At 71.9% G+C, this 15,272-nt stretch carries 13 protein-coding genes and 2 pseudogenes; 9 read left to right on the forward strand and 6 right to left on the reverse strand.

The window, feature by feature from the left end:
- Positions 1-68 precede the first annotated feature (68 nt).
- The 3 genes from ACPT94_RS34170 to ACPT94_RS34180 all read right to left on the reverse strand — a co-directional run bounded on the left by ACPT94_RS34170 (position 69) and on the right by ACPT94_RS34180 (position 2,517).
- Positions 69-842 carry a hypothetical protein gene (locus ACPT94_RS34170; RefSeq protein WP_360334979.1) on the reverse strand — a complete coding sequence of 258 codons (774 nt, stop codon included), beginning with the start codon at positions 840-842 and terminating at the stop codon, positions 69-71.
- 99 nt (positions 843-941) lie between these two features.
- A complete protein-coding gene (locus ACPT94_RS34175) occupies positions 942-1,922 on the reverse strand; it encodes a hypothetical protein (RefSeq protein ID WP_360334977.1) in 981 nt (326 codons plus the stop codon).
- Positions 1,915-2,517, reverse strand: coding sequence for an RNA polymerase sigma factor (locus ACPT94_RS34180; protein WP_360334975.1), 603 nt, complete (start codon positions 2,515-2,517; stop codon positions 1,915-1,917). Before ACPT94_RS34180 ends, ACPT94_RS34175 begins: the two co-directional genes overlap by 8 nt.
- Before the next feature lie 99 nt (positions 2,518-2,616).
- Between ACPT94_RS34180 and trpS the strand changes: the two genes are divergently transcribed.
- Together trpS and ACPT94_RS34190 are read left to right on the forward strand one after the other, a co-directional pair.
- Positions 2,617-3,630, forward strand: coding sequence for a tryptophan--tRNA ligase (trpS, locus tag ACPT94_RS34185; RefSeq protein ID WP_360334973.1), 1,014 nt, complete (start codon positions 2,617-2,619; stop codon positions 3,628-3,630).
- Positions 3,631-3,827: 197 nt separating this feature from the next.
- Entirely contained in the window at positions 3,828-4,406 is a 579-nt protein-coding gene (locus tag ACPT94_RS34190) for a 2'-5' RNA ligase family protein (protein WP_360334971.1), read from the forward strand.
- Positions 4,407-4,512: 106 nt separating this feature from the next.
- On the opposite strand, the gene dprE2 is transcribed toward ACPT94_RS34190, so the two are convergent.
- Positions 4,513-5,268 carry a decaprenylphospho-beta-D-erythro-pentofuranosid-2-ulose 2-reductase gene (dprE2, locus tag ACPT94_RS34195; protein ID WP_360334969.1) on the reverse strand — a complete coding sequence of 252 codons (756 nt, stop codon included), beginning with the start codon at positions 5,266-5,268 and terminating at the stop codon, positions 4,513-4,515.
- 114 nt (positions 5,269-5,382) lie between these two features.
- Positions 5,383-6,756 (reverse strand): decaprenylphosphoryl-beta-D-ribose oxidase, encoded by a 1,374-nt coding sequence (gene dprE1, locus ACPT94_RS34200; protein ID WP_425247626.1) that lies wholly within the window; start codon positions 6,754-6,756, stop codon positions 5,383-5,385.
- Positions 6,757-6,888: 132 nt separating this feature from the next.
- Here dprE1 and ACPT94_RS34205 point away from each other — a divergent pair, with 132 nt between their 5' ends.
- From ACPT94_RS34205 to ACPT94_RS34220, 4 genes and pseudogenes are all read left to right on the forward strand, one after another.
- The gene (locus tag ACPT94_RS34205) at positions 6,889-7,440 is read left to right on the forward strand and encodes a phosphatase PAP2 family protein (RefSeq protein WP_425247627.1); all 552 of its coding nucleotides are present in this window, start codon (positions 6,889-6,891) and stop codon (positions 7,438-7,440) included.
- A gap of 233 nt (positions 7,441-7,673) precedes the next feature.
- Positions 7,674-8,582, forward strand: a pseudogene (locus ACPT94_RS34210) (decaprenyl-phosphate phosphoribosyltransferase); the annotation flags it as partial.
- Positions 8,576-8,965 (forward strand): annotated as a pseudogene (locus tag ACPT94_RS34215) (GtrA family protein); the annotation flags it as partial. The pseudogenes ACPT94_RS34210 and ACPT94_RS34215, both read left to right, overlap by 7 nt.
- Positions 8,966-9,169: 204 nt before the next feature.
- Positions 9,170-10,141, forward strand: a complete 972-nt coding sequence (locus ACPT94_RS34220; protein ID WP_425247628.1) for a YihY/virulence factor BrkB family protein — start codon at positions 9,170-9,172, stop codon at positions 10,139-10,141.
- On the opposite strand, the gene ACPT94_RS34225 is transcribed toward ACPT94_RS34220, so the two are convergent.
- Entirely contained in the window at positions 10,095-11,444 is a 1,350-nt protein-coding gene (locus ACPT94_RS34225; RefSeq protein WP_425247629.1) for a D-alanyl-D-alanine carboxypeptidase family protein, read from the reverse strand. The genes ACPT94_RS34220 and ACPT94_RS34225 overlap by 47 nt on opposite strands.
- Before the next feature lie 91 nt (positions 11,445-11,535).
- On the opposite strand from ACPT94_RS34225, the gene ACPT94_RS34230 reads away from it, so the two are divergent.
- The 3 genes from ACPT94_RS34230 (at position 11,536) to ACPT94_RS34240 (ending at position 15,191) form a co-directional block, all read left to right on the forward strand.
- Positions 11,536-11,775, forward strand: coding sequence for an SCO4848 family membrane protein (locus ACPT94_RS34230; RefSeq protein ID WP_360334955.1), 240 nt, complete (start codon positions 11,536-11,538; stop codon positions 11,773-11,775).
- A gap of 37 nt (positions 11,776-11,812) precedes the next feature.
- Positions 11,813-13,375 carry a metallophosphoesterase gene (locus tag ACPT94_RS34235; RefSeq protein WP_425247630.1) on the forward strand — a complete coding sequence of 521 codons (1,563 nt, stop codon included), beginning with the start codon at positions 11,813-11,815 and terminating at the stop codon, positions 13,373-13,375.
- 277 nt (positions 13,376-13,652) lie between these two features.
- Positions 13,653-15,191 carry an ABC transporter substrate-binding protein gene (locus ACPT94_RS34240; RefSeq protein ID WP_360334951.1) on the forward strand — a complete coding sequence of 513 codons (1,539 nt, stop codon included), beginning with the start codon at positions 13,653-13,655 and terminating at the stop codon, positions 15,189-15,191.
- Positions 15,192-15,272: the final 81 nt, after the last annotated feature.

Consider the following 15,272-nt stretch of genomic DNA (forward strand, 5'->3'; position numbering starts at 1 on the left):
GCGTCGGCCCCCCGCGGGTGTGTCAGCCCCCGGCGGGCCGACGCGCGGGAGGCGGGGCATCTCCCGCCTCACCCATCCAGCAGTTCCTGCCTCGGTCCGGGCTCGCCCCGTCCCCGTCGGGAGAGCAGTCGTGTCACAGAGGGCCTCAGGGTCAGCGCCACCAGTGCTCCGGCCGCCGCGCCCGGCAGGGCCCACCACCATTGCGTGCCGTCCGCCGGGGCGGCGGCCCGGACCGATGTCTTCGGCGTGGCCGCGGCGCTCGGCGAGTCCTCCGGTGCCGCGCCGCCCAGTGCCCCACCGGCCCAGTCCGCCCCGGCGTCCTCGGGGAGGATCCCCGGGCCTCCCTCCGCGGAGGGCTTGCCCAGCAGACCCAGCTTGTCGAGCAGGGAACGGAGCTCCGGGGGCCGCTGCGCGCGGTGCCACACGCCGGTCCCCGACCCGGGGACATCGCTGATCGTGTGGATCCACACGGCGGAGCTGTCGGAGTCCGGGAAGACCCGGTCATAGCGCCACGGCGAGATGTCGTGCACCATCCAGGTGACGTTGATCTGCCGGGCGCCCGCCAGGTCGGCCGCGGGAGGCTTGCCCGGCGTGCCCGTGCCGGCATTGTCCGTGTCCGTCGCGCCGACCAGCAACTCCAGCTCTCTGTACTCCTTGTCCGTGGAATACAGAGCCGCCGTCTCCGCGCTCTGCGGCGAGACCAGCAGCACGCTCGTCGGCCCTCCGGCCGCGGCGGGCGGCGCACCCCACACCATCAGGGCGAGCGCCGCCGCCAACGCCCACGCCGGAGCCGACCTTCCCCGGATCCGGCCACCTGGTGTCCCGCTGCTCCACCTGTCCATGCGAACCCCTGACCCACAGTCCCCGTGCGGCCCGTCCCGCGAGCCGCCTGTCACTTCTGGTACACCGCCCGATCCGCCGGGGTTCCCACTCCGCCGGCGTCATTTCGAGGAATCCGCAGCGACTTGCGGTGTCTCCAGAGACCGGGCGATCTCCACGGCCCGCTCCTTCGACGCGACCCCCTCCAGCCGCAGCGTCAGGTCACCCTGATCCGGGCCCGAACCGGCACCAGCGCCCCCCGCCCCGTCCCCGCCCCCGGTATGGGTCCACAGCAAGGTGGGCCCGGCCGTCCGCGTCTCACGGACGTATCGCTCACCGCTGCCGTCGACCAGCCAGAAGCCCAGCAGATGGGGCCGCGGGAACCACAGGGCCTGGTCGCCGTCGGACAAGCCGCCGGATGCCTCGCCCTCGCCCAGCCGCAGCCATTCCGGCTGCTCGCGCAGGGTCTTGGTGAAGCCGGCGTCCAGGTGCGCCCGGTACTCGTCCAGCCGGATCGTGCGCCCCTCCTCAAGCCAGCACAGGCTGATCAGGAACCGCCCTTGCGGCTCCGCGGTCACCGTCGCCACGTCAGGGACCCCGAGCGCCCGCGGCACCAGCGGATCGAACCCGGCCCGCCGCTCGACCTCCGCGAACGGCACGGAGGGGCCGCAGCCGGGCACCTCGGCGCCGGGCGACGGCACCGCCGATGGGTCGTACCGCACCTCGACGCCGGCGAACTCGAACCAGTCCAGCACCGCGGCCCGCACCGGGGGTGTGAGGGCGAGGACCGCCAGCAGGCCGCACAGCGTCGCCGTCAGTGAACGCCACCGCAGCCGCGCCCAGCGCCGCGCCGCCCGCCACCGCTCCCCGAGGCCCGGCGGCTCGGGCTCCGGGACCGGCACCTGCTCGGCGAGTATCTGCGCCAGCACCCGCTCGACCATCGTCTCGGTCCCGTCGGCCGCACCGGCCCCGGACCCGCTCAGCGACCGGCCCAACGCCCGCAACTCCTCCGGCAGCCCGGAGGCGCCCCCGTGCGCGTCTTCACCAGCGCCGTCACCGTCGTATCCCTCGCCGTACGGCTTCTCGCCGTTCCGCTCACTCATGCTCGTCACCCCCTTCCCGAGGCTCGAAATCCGGCAGCAGGCGGCCCAGCTTCCGCAGAGCGCGGTTCAGGCGGGACTTCACCGTGCCCCGGGGCCATCCCAGGGCCTGGGCGGTCTCGGACTCGTCCATCTCCAGCAGATAGCGGTAGGTGACGACCAGGCGGTGTTCCTCGCTCAGCTTCTCCAGGGCCGCCAGCAGTGCCGCGCGGCGCTCCGCCGCGAGCGTTGCGACCGCCGGGTCGGCCGCGTCCGGTATCAGCGGCTCCGCCTCCACGAACGCCGCCTCGCGGCCTGCCAGCGTGCGCTGCCGCGCCGCGGTGCGCACGGTGTTCCTCGTCTCGTTGGCGACGATCGCGAGCAGCCACGGTTTGAACGCCGAGCCCTCCCTGAACCGCCCCAGCGAGCAGTAGGCCTTCACGAAGGCCTGCTGCACCACGTCCTCTGCGTCCGCGCCCGCCCCGAGTGCCGCGGCCGCCCGCAGCGCGATGCCCGTGTGGGCCCGCACCAGCTCCGCGTACGCCTCCGGCTCTCCGGCGCGTACGCGTGCGATCACCGCGGCCTCATCGACGATGCGGCCCCCCTCCCGCGTCCTCACATTCTTGGTACACCGCCCGCGCCCGATCGGTTCCCACCGCGTGACATCTGTTTCCGGCCGTGTCCGAAGCGGTGCCCCAGACCTGAGAGAATGGTGAGCATGGCCTCTGATCGACCCCGGGTGCTCTCCGGAATCCAGCCCACCGCAGGCTCGTTCCACCTCGGCAACTACCTCGGCGCCGTCCGCCAGTGGGTGGCCCTGCAGGAGTCCCACGACGCGTTCTACATGGTCGTCGACCTGCACGCGATCACGGTCCCGCAGGATCCGAAGGAGCTCAGCGCCAACACGCGACTGGCCGCCGCACAGCTGCTGGCGGCCGGGCTCGACCCGGACCGCTGCACGCTCTTCGTGCAGAGCCACGTCCCCGAGCACGCGCAGCTCGCCTGGGTCATGAACTGCCTCACCGGCTTCGGCGAGGCGTCCCGCATGACGCAGTTCAAGGACAAGTCCGCCAAGCAGGGCGCCGACCGCGCGAGCGTCGGCCTCTTCACCTACCCGATCCTCCAGGTCGCGGACATCCTGCTGTACCAGGCCCACGAGGTGCCCGTCGGCGAGGACCAGCGCCAGCACATCGAGCTCACCCGCGACCTCGCCGAGCGCTTCAACGGCCGCTTCGGCGAGACCTTCACGATCCCGAAGCCGTACATCCTCAAGGAGACGGCGAAGATCTACGACCTGCAGGAACCGTCGATCAAGATGAGCAAGTCGGCGTCCACGCCGAAGGGCCTCATCAACCTGCTCGACGAGCCGAAGGCGACCGCGAAGAAGGTCAAGAGCGCGGTCACCGACACCGACACGGTCATCCGCTACGACACCGAGAACAAGCCGGGCGTCAGCAACCTGCTGACCATCTACTCGACCCTGACCGGCACGAGCATCCCGGAGCTGGAGCAGCAGTACGAGGGCAAGCTCTACGGCGCGCTCAAGACGGACCTCGCCGACGTCGTCGTCGACTTCGTGACGCCGTTCCGGGACCGCACCCAGCAGTACCTGGACGACCCCGAGACGCTCGACTCGATCCTGGCCAAGGGAGCCGAGAAGGCGCGCGCCGTCGCCGCCGAGACGCTCTCCCAGGCGTACGAGAAGGTGGGCTTCCTGCCCGCGAAGCACTGAGCGGGCGGTGCGCGCTGCTCCGCAGGCGCACCACCGCACACAAGTTCCTCGGGCAGAGCGCTGCACATCACTCCGCTCGCGCCTGCCCACAACACGGCCGTGGCCGTACAGTCGATAGCCGTACGACTGAGTACGAACCCGGCACGGCATCCGGCAGCACAGCAGACAGCCCTTCCGGTACGACGACAGGAGACGACGTGGGGACCGTAACGATCGGCGTGTCGATCGCGGTCCCGGAGCCTCACGGCAGCCTGCTCCAGGAGCGGCGCGCGGGCTTCGGCGACGCCGCTGCTCACGGCATCCCCACGCATGTCACCCTGCTCCCGCCCACCGAGGTCGACGACACCGAGCTGCCGGCCGTCGAGGCGCATCTCAGCGAGGTCGCCTCGGCCGGCCGCCCGTTCCCCATGCGGCTGTCCGGCACGGGTACCTTCCGGCCCCTGTCACCGGTGGTGTACGTCCGGGTCGTCGAGGGCGCCGAGGCCTGCACCTGGCTGCAGAAGCAGGTCCGCGACGCCTCCGGGCCCGTCGCCCGCGAACTGCAGTTCCCCTATCACCCGCACGTCACCGTGGCGCACGGCATCGACGAGGCGGCGATGGACCGCGCGTTCGAGGAGCTCGCCGACTTCGAGGCCGAGTGGTCCTGCACCGGCTTCGCCCTCTACGAACAGGGCGCCGACGGCGTCTGGCGCAAGCTCCGCGAGTACGCCTTCGGCGGCCCGGTGGTACCCCCGCAGGCCGCCCACGTGGACCGCGGCTCCCTGCCCACCCGCTGAGCCCGAAGCGCTGGGCAGCCCGAAGCGCTGGGCCCAAGGCCTCCCGCGCCGTCCTGCCGCACGGTTGGACCCAGAGCGCTGGACGCTAGGCGTCAGACCGAAAGCGTCAGATCGGCAGCTTGCGGAACACCGGCCGCGGCATGTGCCGCAGCGCCGACATCACCACGCGCAGCGCTCCCGGCACCCACACCGTCTCCGAGCGGCGCCGCAGCCCCAGTTCGACGGCCGTCGCGACCGCCTCGGGGGTGGTCGCCAGCGGTGCCTCCGCCAGCCCGGCGGTCATCTTCGAGCGCACGAACCCGGGGCGTACGACCATCACGTGGACGCCCGTGCCGTGCAGCGCGTCGCCGAGGCCCTGGGCGAAGGCGTCCAGGGCGGCCTTGCTGGAGCCGTAGATGAAGTTGGCGCGGCGGGCGCGTTCGCCGGCGACGGAGGAGAGGACCACCAGGGAGCCGTGGCCCTGGGACCGCAGGGCGCCGGCGGCGACCAGTCCGGAGGAGACCGCGCCGGTGTAATTGGTCTGCGCGACTCGGACGGCGGCCACCGGCTCGCGCTCGTCGTGGGCCTGGTCGCCCAGGACGCCGAAGGCGAGCAGCACCAGGTCGATGTCGCCCTCCGCGAAGACCTTGCCGAGCACCGTCTCGTGGGACTCGGGGTCGAGGGCGTCGAAGGCGACGGTGTGCACGTCGGCGCCGAGGGTCCGCAACTCGGCGGCCGCCGACTCCAGCGCGGGCGAGGGGCGTCCCGCGAGCCACACGGTGCGGGTGCGGCGGGCGATCAGGCGGCGCGCGGTGGCCAGCGCGATCTCGGACGTGCCGCCGAGGACGAGAAGGGACTGGGGGAGACCGAAGGCGTCCTTCACGACAGCTCCTGGGGGCTCTGGGGCACTGGGGCTCTACGACTTTGGGGGTTCTGCGGCTTTGGGGCTCTGGGCTTGGGGGCTCTGGGCTCGGGGGTTCTGGGGCTCTGCGGGGCTCTAGAGGGAGAGACGGCGGGCGAGGTCGGACACGAACACCCCGCGCGGGTCCAGCTCCGCGCGCAGGGCGCGGAAGTCGTCCAGGCGCGGGTACATCGCGGTGAGCAGGTCGGGGCGCAGCCGGGAGTCCTTGGCGAGGTAGACGCGCCCGCCGGCCGCGGCGACCTCCTCGTCCAGTTCGTCGAGGAAGGCGCCGAGGCCGGGCAGGGCGGCCGGGATGTCCAGGGCCAGGGTCCAGCCCGGCCGGGGAAAGGAGAGCCAGCCGGGGTCGGCCTCCCCGAAGCGCTTGAGGACGGCAAGGAAGGACGGGCACCGGCGTCGCGCGATGCGGCCCACGATCCGGCGCAGGGCGTCCTCCTCGCCGTAGCCGACGACGAACTGGTACTGCACGAAACCGCTGCGGCCGTAGACGCGGTTCCAGTGCGGGACGCCGTCGAGGGGGTGGAAGAAGGCGGAGAGCTTCTGGAGTTCGCCGGTGCGTGCGCGGGGGGCCTTACGGAACCAGATTTCGTTGAACAATCCCACGGTCCTCCGATTGAGCAGTCCTCCCGGGACGAACGAGGGGGCAGGCGGGAGCTGTGAGGGGCGGAAGGACAGCGGGGCTCTGTGCGCGCGTGCGGGCAGTGCGCCGAGGGGTGCGTGGTCGCCGCGGGTCAGCACGGCGCGTCCGGTGGCCGCTCCGCGCGCGAGGAGGTCGATCCAGGCGACCGAGTAGCGGTAGAGGTGGTCGCCGGTCGTCAGGCGGGCCATGAGGTCGTCGAGGTCGCTCGCGCGCTCGGTGTCGACCGCCACGTAGGTCGTCTCGACCGGCTGGAGGCGGACGGTGGCCGCGAGGATCACCCCCGTGAGGCCCATGCCGCCTGCGGTCGCGTCGAACAGGGGGGTGCCGGGGGCGACCGTGCGGACCGAGCCGTCCGCGGTGAGCAGCTCCAGCGACAGGACGTGACGGGAGAAGGAGCCCGACACGTGGTGGTTCTTGCCGTGGATGTCGGCGCCGATCGCGCCGCCCACGGTCACATAGCGGGTGCCGGGCGTCACCGGCACGAACCAGCCGAGCGGCAGCAGGACCTCCATGAGTCGGTGCAGGGAGACGCCCGCGTCGCACCGGACGGTCCCGTCGGCCGCGTCGACGGCGAGGACGCGGTCCAGGCCCGTCATGTCGAACACCGCCCCGCCGGCGTTCTGCGCCGCGTCCCCGTACGCCCGCCCCAGGCCCCGGGGGATGCCTCCGCGCGCCCCGCATTCCCGGACGGCGCCCACGGCCTCCTCGTACGACCGGGGGCGGACCAGGCGGGCGGCGGAGGGAGCGGTGCGGCCCCATCCCGTGACGGCAACGGTCTCGGAAGCGGTCGCGGAAGCTCTCTCGGCAGGCATGTCGGCGACCGTATCGCCCCTGTATAAGCGATTACTTGCGAAACATTCCACTCTCCCCGAAATGGGTGATTAATTGGATGTCGCTCAATATTGCCGGTGTTCCGGCGGGCTCGGCATGAACAGTGAGTCCACATGGACCACCACCTGGACCACCACACGGACGACATCGATCACCGCATCCTGGCGGCGCTCCGCGCGCGTGGTGCGGATCCGCGCGTGGCGGGCGTCGCGCGCGCCCTGTCCTGGGCGGGCGAGCACGGCGCGCTGTGGCTCGCGGCGGGGCTCGTGGGGGCAGTCGTGGACGGCGCCCGGCGCGGCGCGTGGCTGCGCGCGACGGCGCTCACGGCGAGCGCGCACGCCGCCAGCATGGGCGTGAAACGGATTGTGCGCCGTCCGCGCCCCGCGCACGTCGAGCCCCTGGTGCGCACCGCCGGCCGGCACTCCTTCCCCAGCTCGCACGCGACCTCCGCGGCGGCCGCCGCCGTCGCCTACGGCGCCCTCGGGGCGCACCCCGTGCCCCCGCTCGCCGCCGCGATGTGCCTCTCGCGCCTGGTCGTCGGCGTCCATTACCCCTCCGACGTGGCGGCGGGCGCGGCCCTGGGGGCGCTCACGGCGCGCCTGGGAGCGCGCTGGATGAAAGAGGGCGCGCGCGGCGTGCACGGCGCGCCAAGGGGGCGTGCATGACTGAGGCCGCGCCCCTGACAGACATCGCCGGCGTCCCGGAAGCCCCCCTCCACGAGCAAGCCCCCCTCCACGAGCAAGCCCCCCTCCACGAGCAATCCACCCACCATGGGCAATCCACCCACCATGGGCAAGCCACCCACCATGGGCAAGCCACCCACCATGGGCAAGCCACCCACCATGGGCAAGCCACCCTCCACGAGCAGCGCACCCGGCGCGCCCGGTCGCGCCCGCCCCGGCTCGCGCCCCCGCGCAGGAGCCCCGGCGCCCTCCTCACGGGCCTTCTGCGCACCGCCCGCCCCAAGCAGTGGGTCAAGAACGTCCTCGTCGTGGCCGCACCCGCGGCCGCGGGCAAGCTGTTCTCCTGGCACGTCCTCACCGAACTCGCCCTGGTCTTCGCGCTGTTCACGGCCTGCGCCGCCGCCGTCTACCTGATCAACGACGCCCGCGACGCCGACGCCGACCGCGCCCACCCCACCAAACGGCACCGCCCGGTCGCCGCCGGACAGGTCCCGGTGCCCGTCGCGTACGCCGTGGGAGGCACCCTGGCGGTCCTCGCGCCGGCCGCCGCGGCCTGGCTGACCCAGCCCCTCGTCGCGGCCCTCCTGACGGCGTACCTCGGCATGCAACTGGCCTACTGCGTCAGCCTGAAGCACGTCCTGGTCGTCGATCTCGTCGTCGTCACGACCGGGTTCCTGATGCGGGCGATGGTCGGCGGACTCGCGCTCGGCATCCCGCTGTCGCGCTGGTTCCTGATCACCACCGGGTTCGGGGCGCTGTTCATGGTGTCGGCCAAGCGCTACTCCGAGGCCGTGCAGATGGCCGGTAAACGGGGCGCCACGCGCGCGTTGCTCACCGAGTACACCACCGGATACCTGCGCTTCGTGTGGCAGCTGGCGGCCGGGGTCGCCGTGCTCGGCTACTGCCTGTGGGCGCTGGAGGAGGGCGGTGTGCCGCACGCGAGCCTGCTGCCCTGGCGTCAGTTGTCGATGGTCGCCTTCATCCTGGCGGTCCTGCGCTACGCCGTCTTCGCCGACCGCGGCACCGCCGGCGAACCCGAGGAGGTCGTCCTCGGCGACCGTGCCCTCGCCCTCATCGGGCTGGCGTGGCTGGCCATGTACGGGCTGGCGGTGGCCAATTGGTAGGTGGCCGACGCGAGTTCCTGGGCTTCGCCGGTGTGGGACTCCTCGCCTACACCGCCGACCTGGCCCTCTTCACGTACCTGCGGGGGCCGGCCGGTGCCGGCCCGCTCACCGCCAAGGCCGTGTCCTTCCTCGCCGGCTGCACGATCGCGTACGCGGGCAACGCGCTCGGCACGTACCGGCACGCGCGCGTGAAGGGACTACGCCCCTACGCCGTGTTCGTCGCGGTGAACATCGCCGGGGCGCTCGTCCAACTCCTCTGTCTCGCCGTCAGTCACTACGGCCTCCGCCTCACCTCACAGCGCGCGGACACCGTCTCCGGCGCCGGGATCGGCATGGCACTCGCCACTGTCCTGCGGTTCTGGGGTACACGAACATGGGTGTTCGGCGGCGGCCGGAGTGCCGATCGAACCGTCGACAGGAGTGCCGAGCGGACTGCCGACGGGAGTGCCGAGCGGACTGCCGACGGGAGTGCCGAGCGGACTGCCGATCGGAGTGCCGAGCAGACTGTCGACCGGAGTGCCGAGCAGACTGTCGACCGGAGTGCCGGCCGGAGTATCAGTCGGATCTAGCGAGGGCAGGGTCTGATCATGGACTGGCTGAAAAAGCTCCCCGGAATCGGGCCGTACGCCACGCGACTGATGGCCACGCACGCGTGGCGGTCGTTCGAGCGGCTGGACCGGGTGAAGTGGACGCGGCTGGCCGCTGCGATGACGTTCACCAGTTTCGTCGCGCTCTTCCCGCTGCTGACCCTGGCCGCCGCGATCGCCGCCGCCACACTGAGCACGGAGCGCCAGCACACCCTGGAGGACAAGCTCGCCGAGCAGGTCCCCGGCATCTCCGACCAGTTGAACATCGACGGCCTGGTGCAGAACGCCGGCACCGTCGGCCTCATCGCCGCCACCGCTCTGCTGTTCACCGGCGTCGGCTGGGCGGGCTCGACGCGCGAGTGCCTGCGCGCGGTGTGGGAGCTGCCGGACGAGGAGGAGAACCCGGTCCTGCGCTACGTCAAGGACCTGGGCATCCTCGTCGGACTCGGCGGCGCCGTCCTCGTCACCCTCGCCGCCTCCACCGTCGCCTCCGCGCTCGTCGGCTGGATCACCCGGCAGCTCGGCGTCGACGAGGCCGGCTGGGGCGGGGTCCTGCTGCAGATCGCCGCCTTCGTCGTCGCCGTCCTCGCCGACCTCCTGCTGCTCCTCTACGTCCTGACGCTGCTGCCCGGCGTCGAGCCCGGGCGCCGCCGTCTGATCGTGGCCGCGCTGATCGGCGCGGTCGGCTTCGAGCTGCTGAAGCTGCTGATCAGCGGCTATCTGCAGGGCGTGGCCGCGAAGAGCATGTACGGCGCGTTCGGCGTGCCCATCGCCCTGCTGCTGTGGATCAACTTCACGGCGAAGCTGGTCCTGTACTGCGCCGCCTGGACGGCGACGGGCAGCAAGGACACCGAGGACACCGAACACACCAAGGACACCGAACACACCAAGGACACCGAAGACACCGACGAGGACGCCGCCGACGTCAGCGACGACGGCGTACCAGATCCGGCAGCGGCCAGCGGCGGTTGACCAGGAACGCGGCTCCCGCGAGCAGCACCACCACGCCACCGGTGATCGCCAGGGCGATGCCCATGCCGCCGGAGCCCTCCTCGGTCACCGCGCTCGCCACGGGCTTCTCGGACACGTTCCCGGCGCCCCCGGCCTGCCCGGAATCCTTGGCCCCCTCGGTGGAGTCCTTCGCGCCGGGCTGGGCGCTGACCTGCGCGCTCTTCGGCGGGACCAGCTCGCCCACTGGACGCACCTTGCCCGCGGCCTGGAAGCCCCAGTCGAACAGGGCGGCGGTCTCCTTGTAGACCTCGTTGTGGTCCGGCTTCTCCGGTTTCATCACGGTGACCAGCAGCACCCGGCCGTTGCGCTCGGCGACGCCGGTGAAGGTGGCGCCGGCGTTGGTGGTGTTGCCGTTCTTGACGCCGGCGATGCCCGGGTACTGCGAGATGTCGTAGTCGCCGGTCAGCAGCCGGTTGGTGTTCTGGATCTCGAAGGAACCGCGGGTGGTCTTGCCCTTCTTGTTCTTCGTCGTCGCGCCCGGGAACTTCGCCCGCAGCGTCGAGCAGTACTCCCGGAAGTCCTTCTTCTGCAGCCCGGAGCGGGCGAACAGCGTCAGGTCGTACGCCGAGGACACCTGGCCGGAGGCGTCGTAGCCGTCGGGGGAGACCACGTGGGTGTCGAGGGCCTGGAGCTCCTCGGCGTGCTCGTTCATCTCCGCCACCGTCTTGCCGACGCCGCCGTTCATCGACGACAGGACGTGCACGGCGTCGTTGCCGGAGCGGAGGAACACGCCGAGCCACAGGTCGTGGACGGAGTAGGTCTCGCCCTCCTTTATCCCGACCATGCTGGAGCCGGACCCGACGCCCTCCAGGTCCTTCGGCGCGACCTTGTACTGCTGGGTCCTGGGGAACCGCGGCAGCACGGTGTCGGCGAAGAGCATCTTCATCGTGCTCGCCGGGGGCAGCCGCCAGTGCGCGTTGTGCGCGGCGAGCACGTCGCCGGACTCGGCGTCCGCGACGATCCACGACCGGGCCGTCAGGTCCTTCGGCAGCACCGGCGCACCGCCCGCCAGGTCCACCTGCGTCCCGGCCTGCCCCAGGCGGGTGCCGCCGACGCTCGACATGTTCGCCGGAGGAGCGGCCGTCGGCTTGGCCGAGGCCGACGGTTTGCCCGACGGCGACGGTGACGGCTTGGCCGAGGCCGGCGCGGACGGCGACGGGCTCGGGGCCGCCAGGGACACGGGCGCGGTCAGCGCGAGGGACGCGAGGGTCGCGGAGGTGACCAGCAGGGTTCGCCTGGCGGTCTGCTTCAAGGGTGCGGGCACGACGGAGAAAGTACCTGGCAGCCGACGGGAAGTCGCGCGCCCCTCCCCACCCCCGTCACGGAACCGGACACCCGGCGGAGATACTGAAACCATGAAGCTCAGCCGCCCGGTGTCCTGGTTCCTGCTCGCCTTCGGGGTGTGGAGCTGGGTCATCTGGGTCACTTTCGTCAAAAACCTGATCAAGGACAGCAGCGGGCTCGCGTTCGAGGACGGCGATCCCACGGCGTACTTCTGGGTCCACCTGACGCTCGCTGTCGTTTCCTTCGTATTGGGGACGGCCATCGGGGTCATCGGGTTGCGTGGACTGCGCGCCCTGCGCCGCAAGTCATAGCCGGACCCATCGAGTCGACAACGGGGATTACGACACCGTGGCCATCCTTTTCGTGCTGCTCGCCCTGGCCGTCCTCGTGGCGGCCAACTGGTACCTGTGGCGTCGCCTGTTCCGCGACACCACCCGCGCGCCCGGCTGGGGCCGTCGCGGCGGTGCCGCGCTGGTCGCGGGCGGCTGGGCCATGGCCGTGGGCGCCCTCGTCGCCGAACGCACGGGCGCCCCCTTCTGGCTCCAGCGCACGCTGGCCTGGCCGGGCTTCCTGTGGCTGGCCCTGTCGATCTACCTGCTGCTGGCGGTGCTCGCGGGCGAGCTCGTACGACCGTTGCTGCGGCGGTACCTGGAGCGACGCGGGCCGGCCGGCGTGGCCGTGCGCCGTCCCGCGCCGACGCCGTCGGGCGCGCCCGACGAGGAGGCGCGGCCCGTGCCGGCGGACCGGCCGGGTGAGCAGACGGCGGCGGGAGCGGGCGGGACGTCCGGGGGAACCGTTTCGGCGGCCGGGGCGCCCGAGCAGACTGTTCCCGCGGGCCGGACGGTGCCCGAGGGAACCGTTTCCGCGGCCGTGGCGCCGGAGGAATCCGCCGCGCCGGGCGCCCGGTCGGCGTCCGGCGGGACACCCGCGGCGCGCGAGGGAGCCGCAGCCGCAGGCCCCGCGCCCGAAGGGGCCAAGGGGCCCACGGAGGCCAAGGGCGCGGAGGACTCCGCATCCGACGCCGACGCCGACGCCGACTCGGACGCCGACTCGGGCTCGGGCTCCTCCCCGCTGCTGGTGGCCGCACCCTCCCGTCGGCTCTTCGTCTCCCGCGTCGTCGCCGGTGCCGCGGCCGTGGCCGCCGCCGGGACCGTGGGCTACGGGACGTACGGCGTGCTGAGCGGGCCGAAGGTGAAGCGGGTCACCGTTCCGCTGGCCAAGCTGCCGCGGGCGGCGCACGGCTACCGGATCGCGGTGGTCAGCGACGTCCACCTGGGCCCGGTCCTCGGCCGGGGCTTCGCCCAGAGGGTCGTCGACACGATCAACGACACGCAGCCGGACCTGATCGCGGTCGTCGGTGACCTGGTCGACGGCAGTGTGAAGGACCTGGGCCCGGCGGCCGCCCCGCTCGCGCAGCTGAAGGCCCGTCACGGCAGTTTCTTCGTCACCGGCAACCACGAGTACTTCTCCGGCGCCGAGCAGTGGGTCGAGGAGGTGCGCCGGCTCGGCCTGCGCCCCCTGGAGAACGCCCGCACGGAACTCGACTGGTTCGACCTCGCCGGTGTCAACGACGTCGCGGGCGAGAGCGAGGGCCGGGGCCCCGACTTCGCCAAGGCGCTCGGCGACCGCGACACCACGCGCGCGTGCGTGCTCCTCGCCCACCAGCCGGTCCAGATCCACGACGCCGTCGACCACGGCGTCGACCTCCAGCTCTCCGGCCACACCCACGGCGGCCAGCTCTGGCCCGGCAACTTCCTCGCGGCCGCCGCGAACCCGACCGTGGCGGGCCTGGAGCGCTACGGCGACACCCAGCTGTACGTCTCCCGCGGCGCCGGCGCCTGGGGACCGCCCACGCGCGTGGGCGCTCCGTCGGACATCACGGTCATCGAACTGGCGTCGAAGCAGGCCTGACGGACACCCAGCCGAAAGCCGATCCGACGGACCGTCGGATCGGCTTTCGGCGGCGCGCTCATGACGCTCTTTGACTCCCCTTGGAAACAACCTGAGAACGAGCTGTGAAACCCACCCGAAACAGCCGATCGGTAAGGTCTTTCCCATCTCACCAGAATCCTCTTCCCCGGGTGAAACACGTGTGATTAGGTGAGCCCGCCGCCAAGGGGAGCGGCACGTGAAGTACTGGGCCCCGTGGGCCCCGGAAGGGCAGGGCACCACCATGCGCTCGGTTCGCATGCGCATTCTCGTGACGCTTCTGGTTCTCGCGGTCGTCGCGGTGGGCGGCTGGCAGTTGCTGCCGTCGCAGAGCAAGTCCGGCAAGACCATCAGGGTCGGCACGACGGACACCGTCACCTCGCTCGACCCCGCCGGCGCCTACGACGCCGGTTCCTGGGCGCTGTTCAGCAACGTCTTCCAGTCGCTGCTGACGTACGAGCCGGGTGGCGCCGACCCCGTGCCGGACGCGGCCAAGAGCTGTTCCTTCGAGGGCGGCGGGCTGACCACGTACGTGTGCGAGCTGCGCGACGACCTCACCTTCCCCAGCGGCCGCAAGCTCGACGCGCGGGACGTGAAGTACTCCTTCGACCGGGTCAAGAAGATCAACTCCGATGTCGGCCCGGCCTCTCTGCTCTCCACCCTGAAGTCGGTGGACGCCAAGGGCTCGACCGTCACCTTCCACCTGTCGGCGCCGGACGCCACCTTCCCGTTCAAGGTGGCCACCGGGGCGGGCTCGATCGTGGACCGCGAGCGCTACCCCGCGGACGCCCTGCGCACCGGCAACCGGGTCGACGGCACCGGACCGTACGAACTCACCGGGTACAGCAAGGGCAAGCGGGTCGATCTCACGCCCAACTCCCGCTACAAGGGCGCCGTGAGCACCGGCCGGCCCGTCGAACTGCGCTACTACTCCGACCCGGAGGCGCTGGAGAAGGCCTGGAAGGCCAAGGACGTCGACGCCGCCACGCGTCAGCTCCCGCCGAGCGTCCTCGCCGCACTCAACCCCAGCGACACGTCCCAGCGCGTCGCCGAGGCCGACAGCTCCGAGACCCGCAACCTGTACTTCAACACCCGCGCGGGCTCCCCGCTGCACAACACCGCCGTCCGCAAGGCGATGGCCTGGCTGATCGACCGCGAGCAGTTGGCCGCCACCGTCTACCAGGGCACGGTCGACCCGCTGTACTCGCTGATCCCGACCGGAATCACCGGCCACACCACCTCGTTCTTCGACGACTACCCGGACCAGAACCCCGAGAAGGCCCGCAAGCTCCTCGAGAAGGCCGGCGTCAGCATCCCCGTCAGCTTCACCTACGGCTACGGCCTGGGCAGTGGCGCCGCCGCCGCCGAGGCCCAGGAGCTCAAGCGGCAACTGGAGGCCGGCGGCCTGTTCAAGGTGACGGTCAAGGGCTACGAGTGGACCGACTTCCAGAAGCGCTGGGCGACCGGCAAGCTCGACGCGTACGCCGTCGGCTGGGTCGCCGACTACCCCGACGCGGACACCTTCGCGGGCCCGCTCGTCGGCACCGACTCCACCATGAACACCGGCTACAGCAGCAAGGTCGTCGACAAGTACATCCAGAGCAGCCGGCAGTTCGCCGATCGCGGCAGCGCCGCCGGTGACTTCCGCGACGTGCAGGAGGTCGTCGCCGAGGACGTGCCGGTCATCCCGCTGTGGCAGCGCAAGGAGTACGTGCTGAGCAGCGTGGACGTCGTCGGCGGCCAGTATCTGGTGGACGGCAACGGCGTGTTCCGGCTGTGGAAGCTGAACTGGATCTGAGCCGGCCGGGGCATGCCCCCGCGCGACACCGGGCAGTCACCCGACGGGGCACCATGTGGCGGAGGTGTGGAGGGGGTGAGG

Source organism: Streptomyces aurantiaciflavus, from assembly GCF_049808595.1.
Classification (GTDB): Bacteria; Actinomycetota; Actinomycetes; order Streptomycetales; family Streptomycetaceae; genus Streptomyces.

Bases quoted from the DNA above. Each gene is read 5' to 3' on its own strand.
- ACPT94_RS34170 (WP_360334979.1), bottom strand. From the start codon at position 842: ATGGACAGGTGGAGCAGCGGGACACCAGGTGGCCGGATCCGGGGAAGG.
- ACPT94_RS34175 (WP_360334977.1), bottom strand. From the start codon at position 1,922: ATGAGTGAGCGGAACGGCGAGAAGCCGTACGGCGAGGGATACGACGGT.
- trpS (WP_360334973.1), top strand. From the start codon at position 2,617: ATGGCCTCTGATCGACCCCGGGTGCTCTCCGGAATCCAGCCCACCGCA.
- dprE1 (WP_425247626.1), bottom strand. From the start codon at position 6,756: ATGCCTGCCGAGAGAGCTTCCGCGACCGCTTCCGAGACCGTTGCCGTC.
- ACPT94_RS34205 (WP_425247627.1), top strand. From the start codon at position 6,889: ATGGACCACCACCTGGACCACCACACGGACGACATCGATCACCGCATC.
- ACPT94_RS34220 (WP_425247628.1), top strand. From the start codon at position 9,170: ATGGACTGGCTGAAAAAGCTCCCCGGAATCGGGCCGTACGCCACGCGA.
- ACPT94_RS34230 (WP_360334955.1), top strand. From the start codon at position 11,536: ATGAAGCTCAGCCGCCCGGTGTCCTGGTTCCTGCTCGCCTTCGGGGTG.
- ACPT94_RS34240 (WP_360334951.1), top strand. From the start codon at position 13,653: ATGCGCATTCTCGTGACGCTTCTGGTTCTCGCGGTCGTCGCGGTGGGC.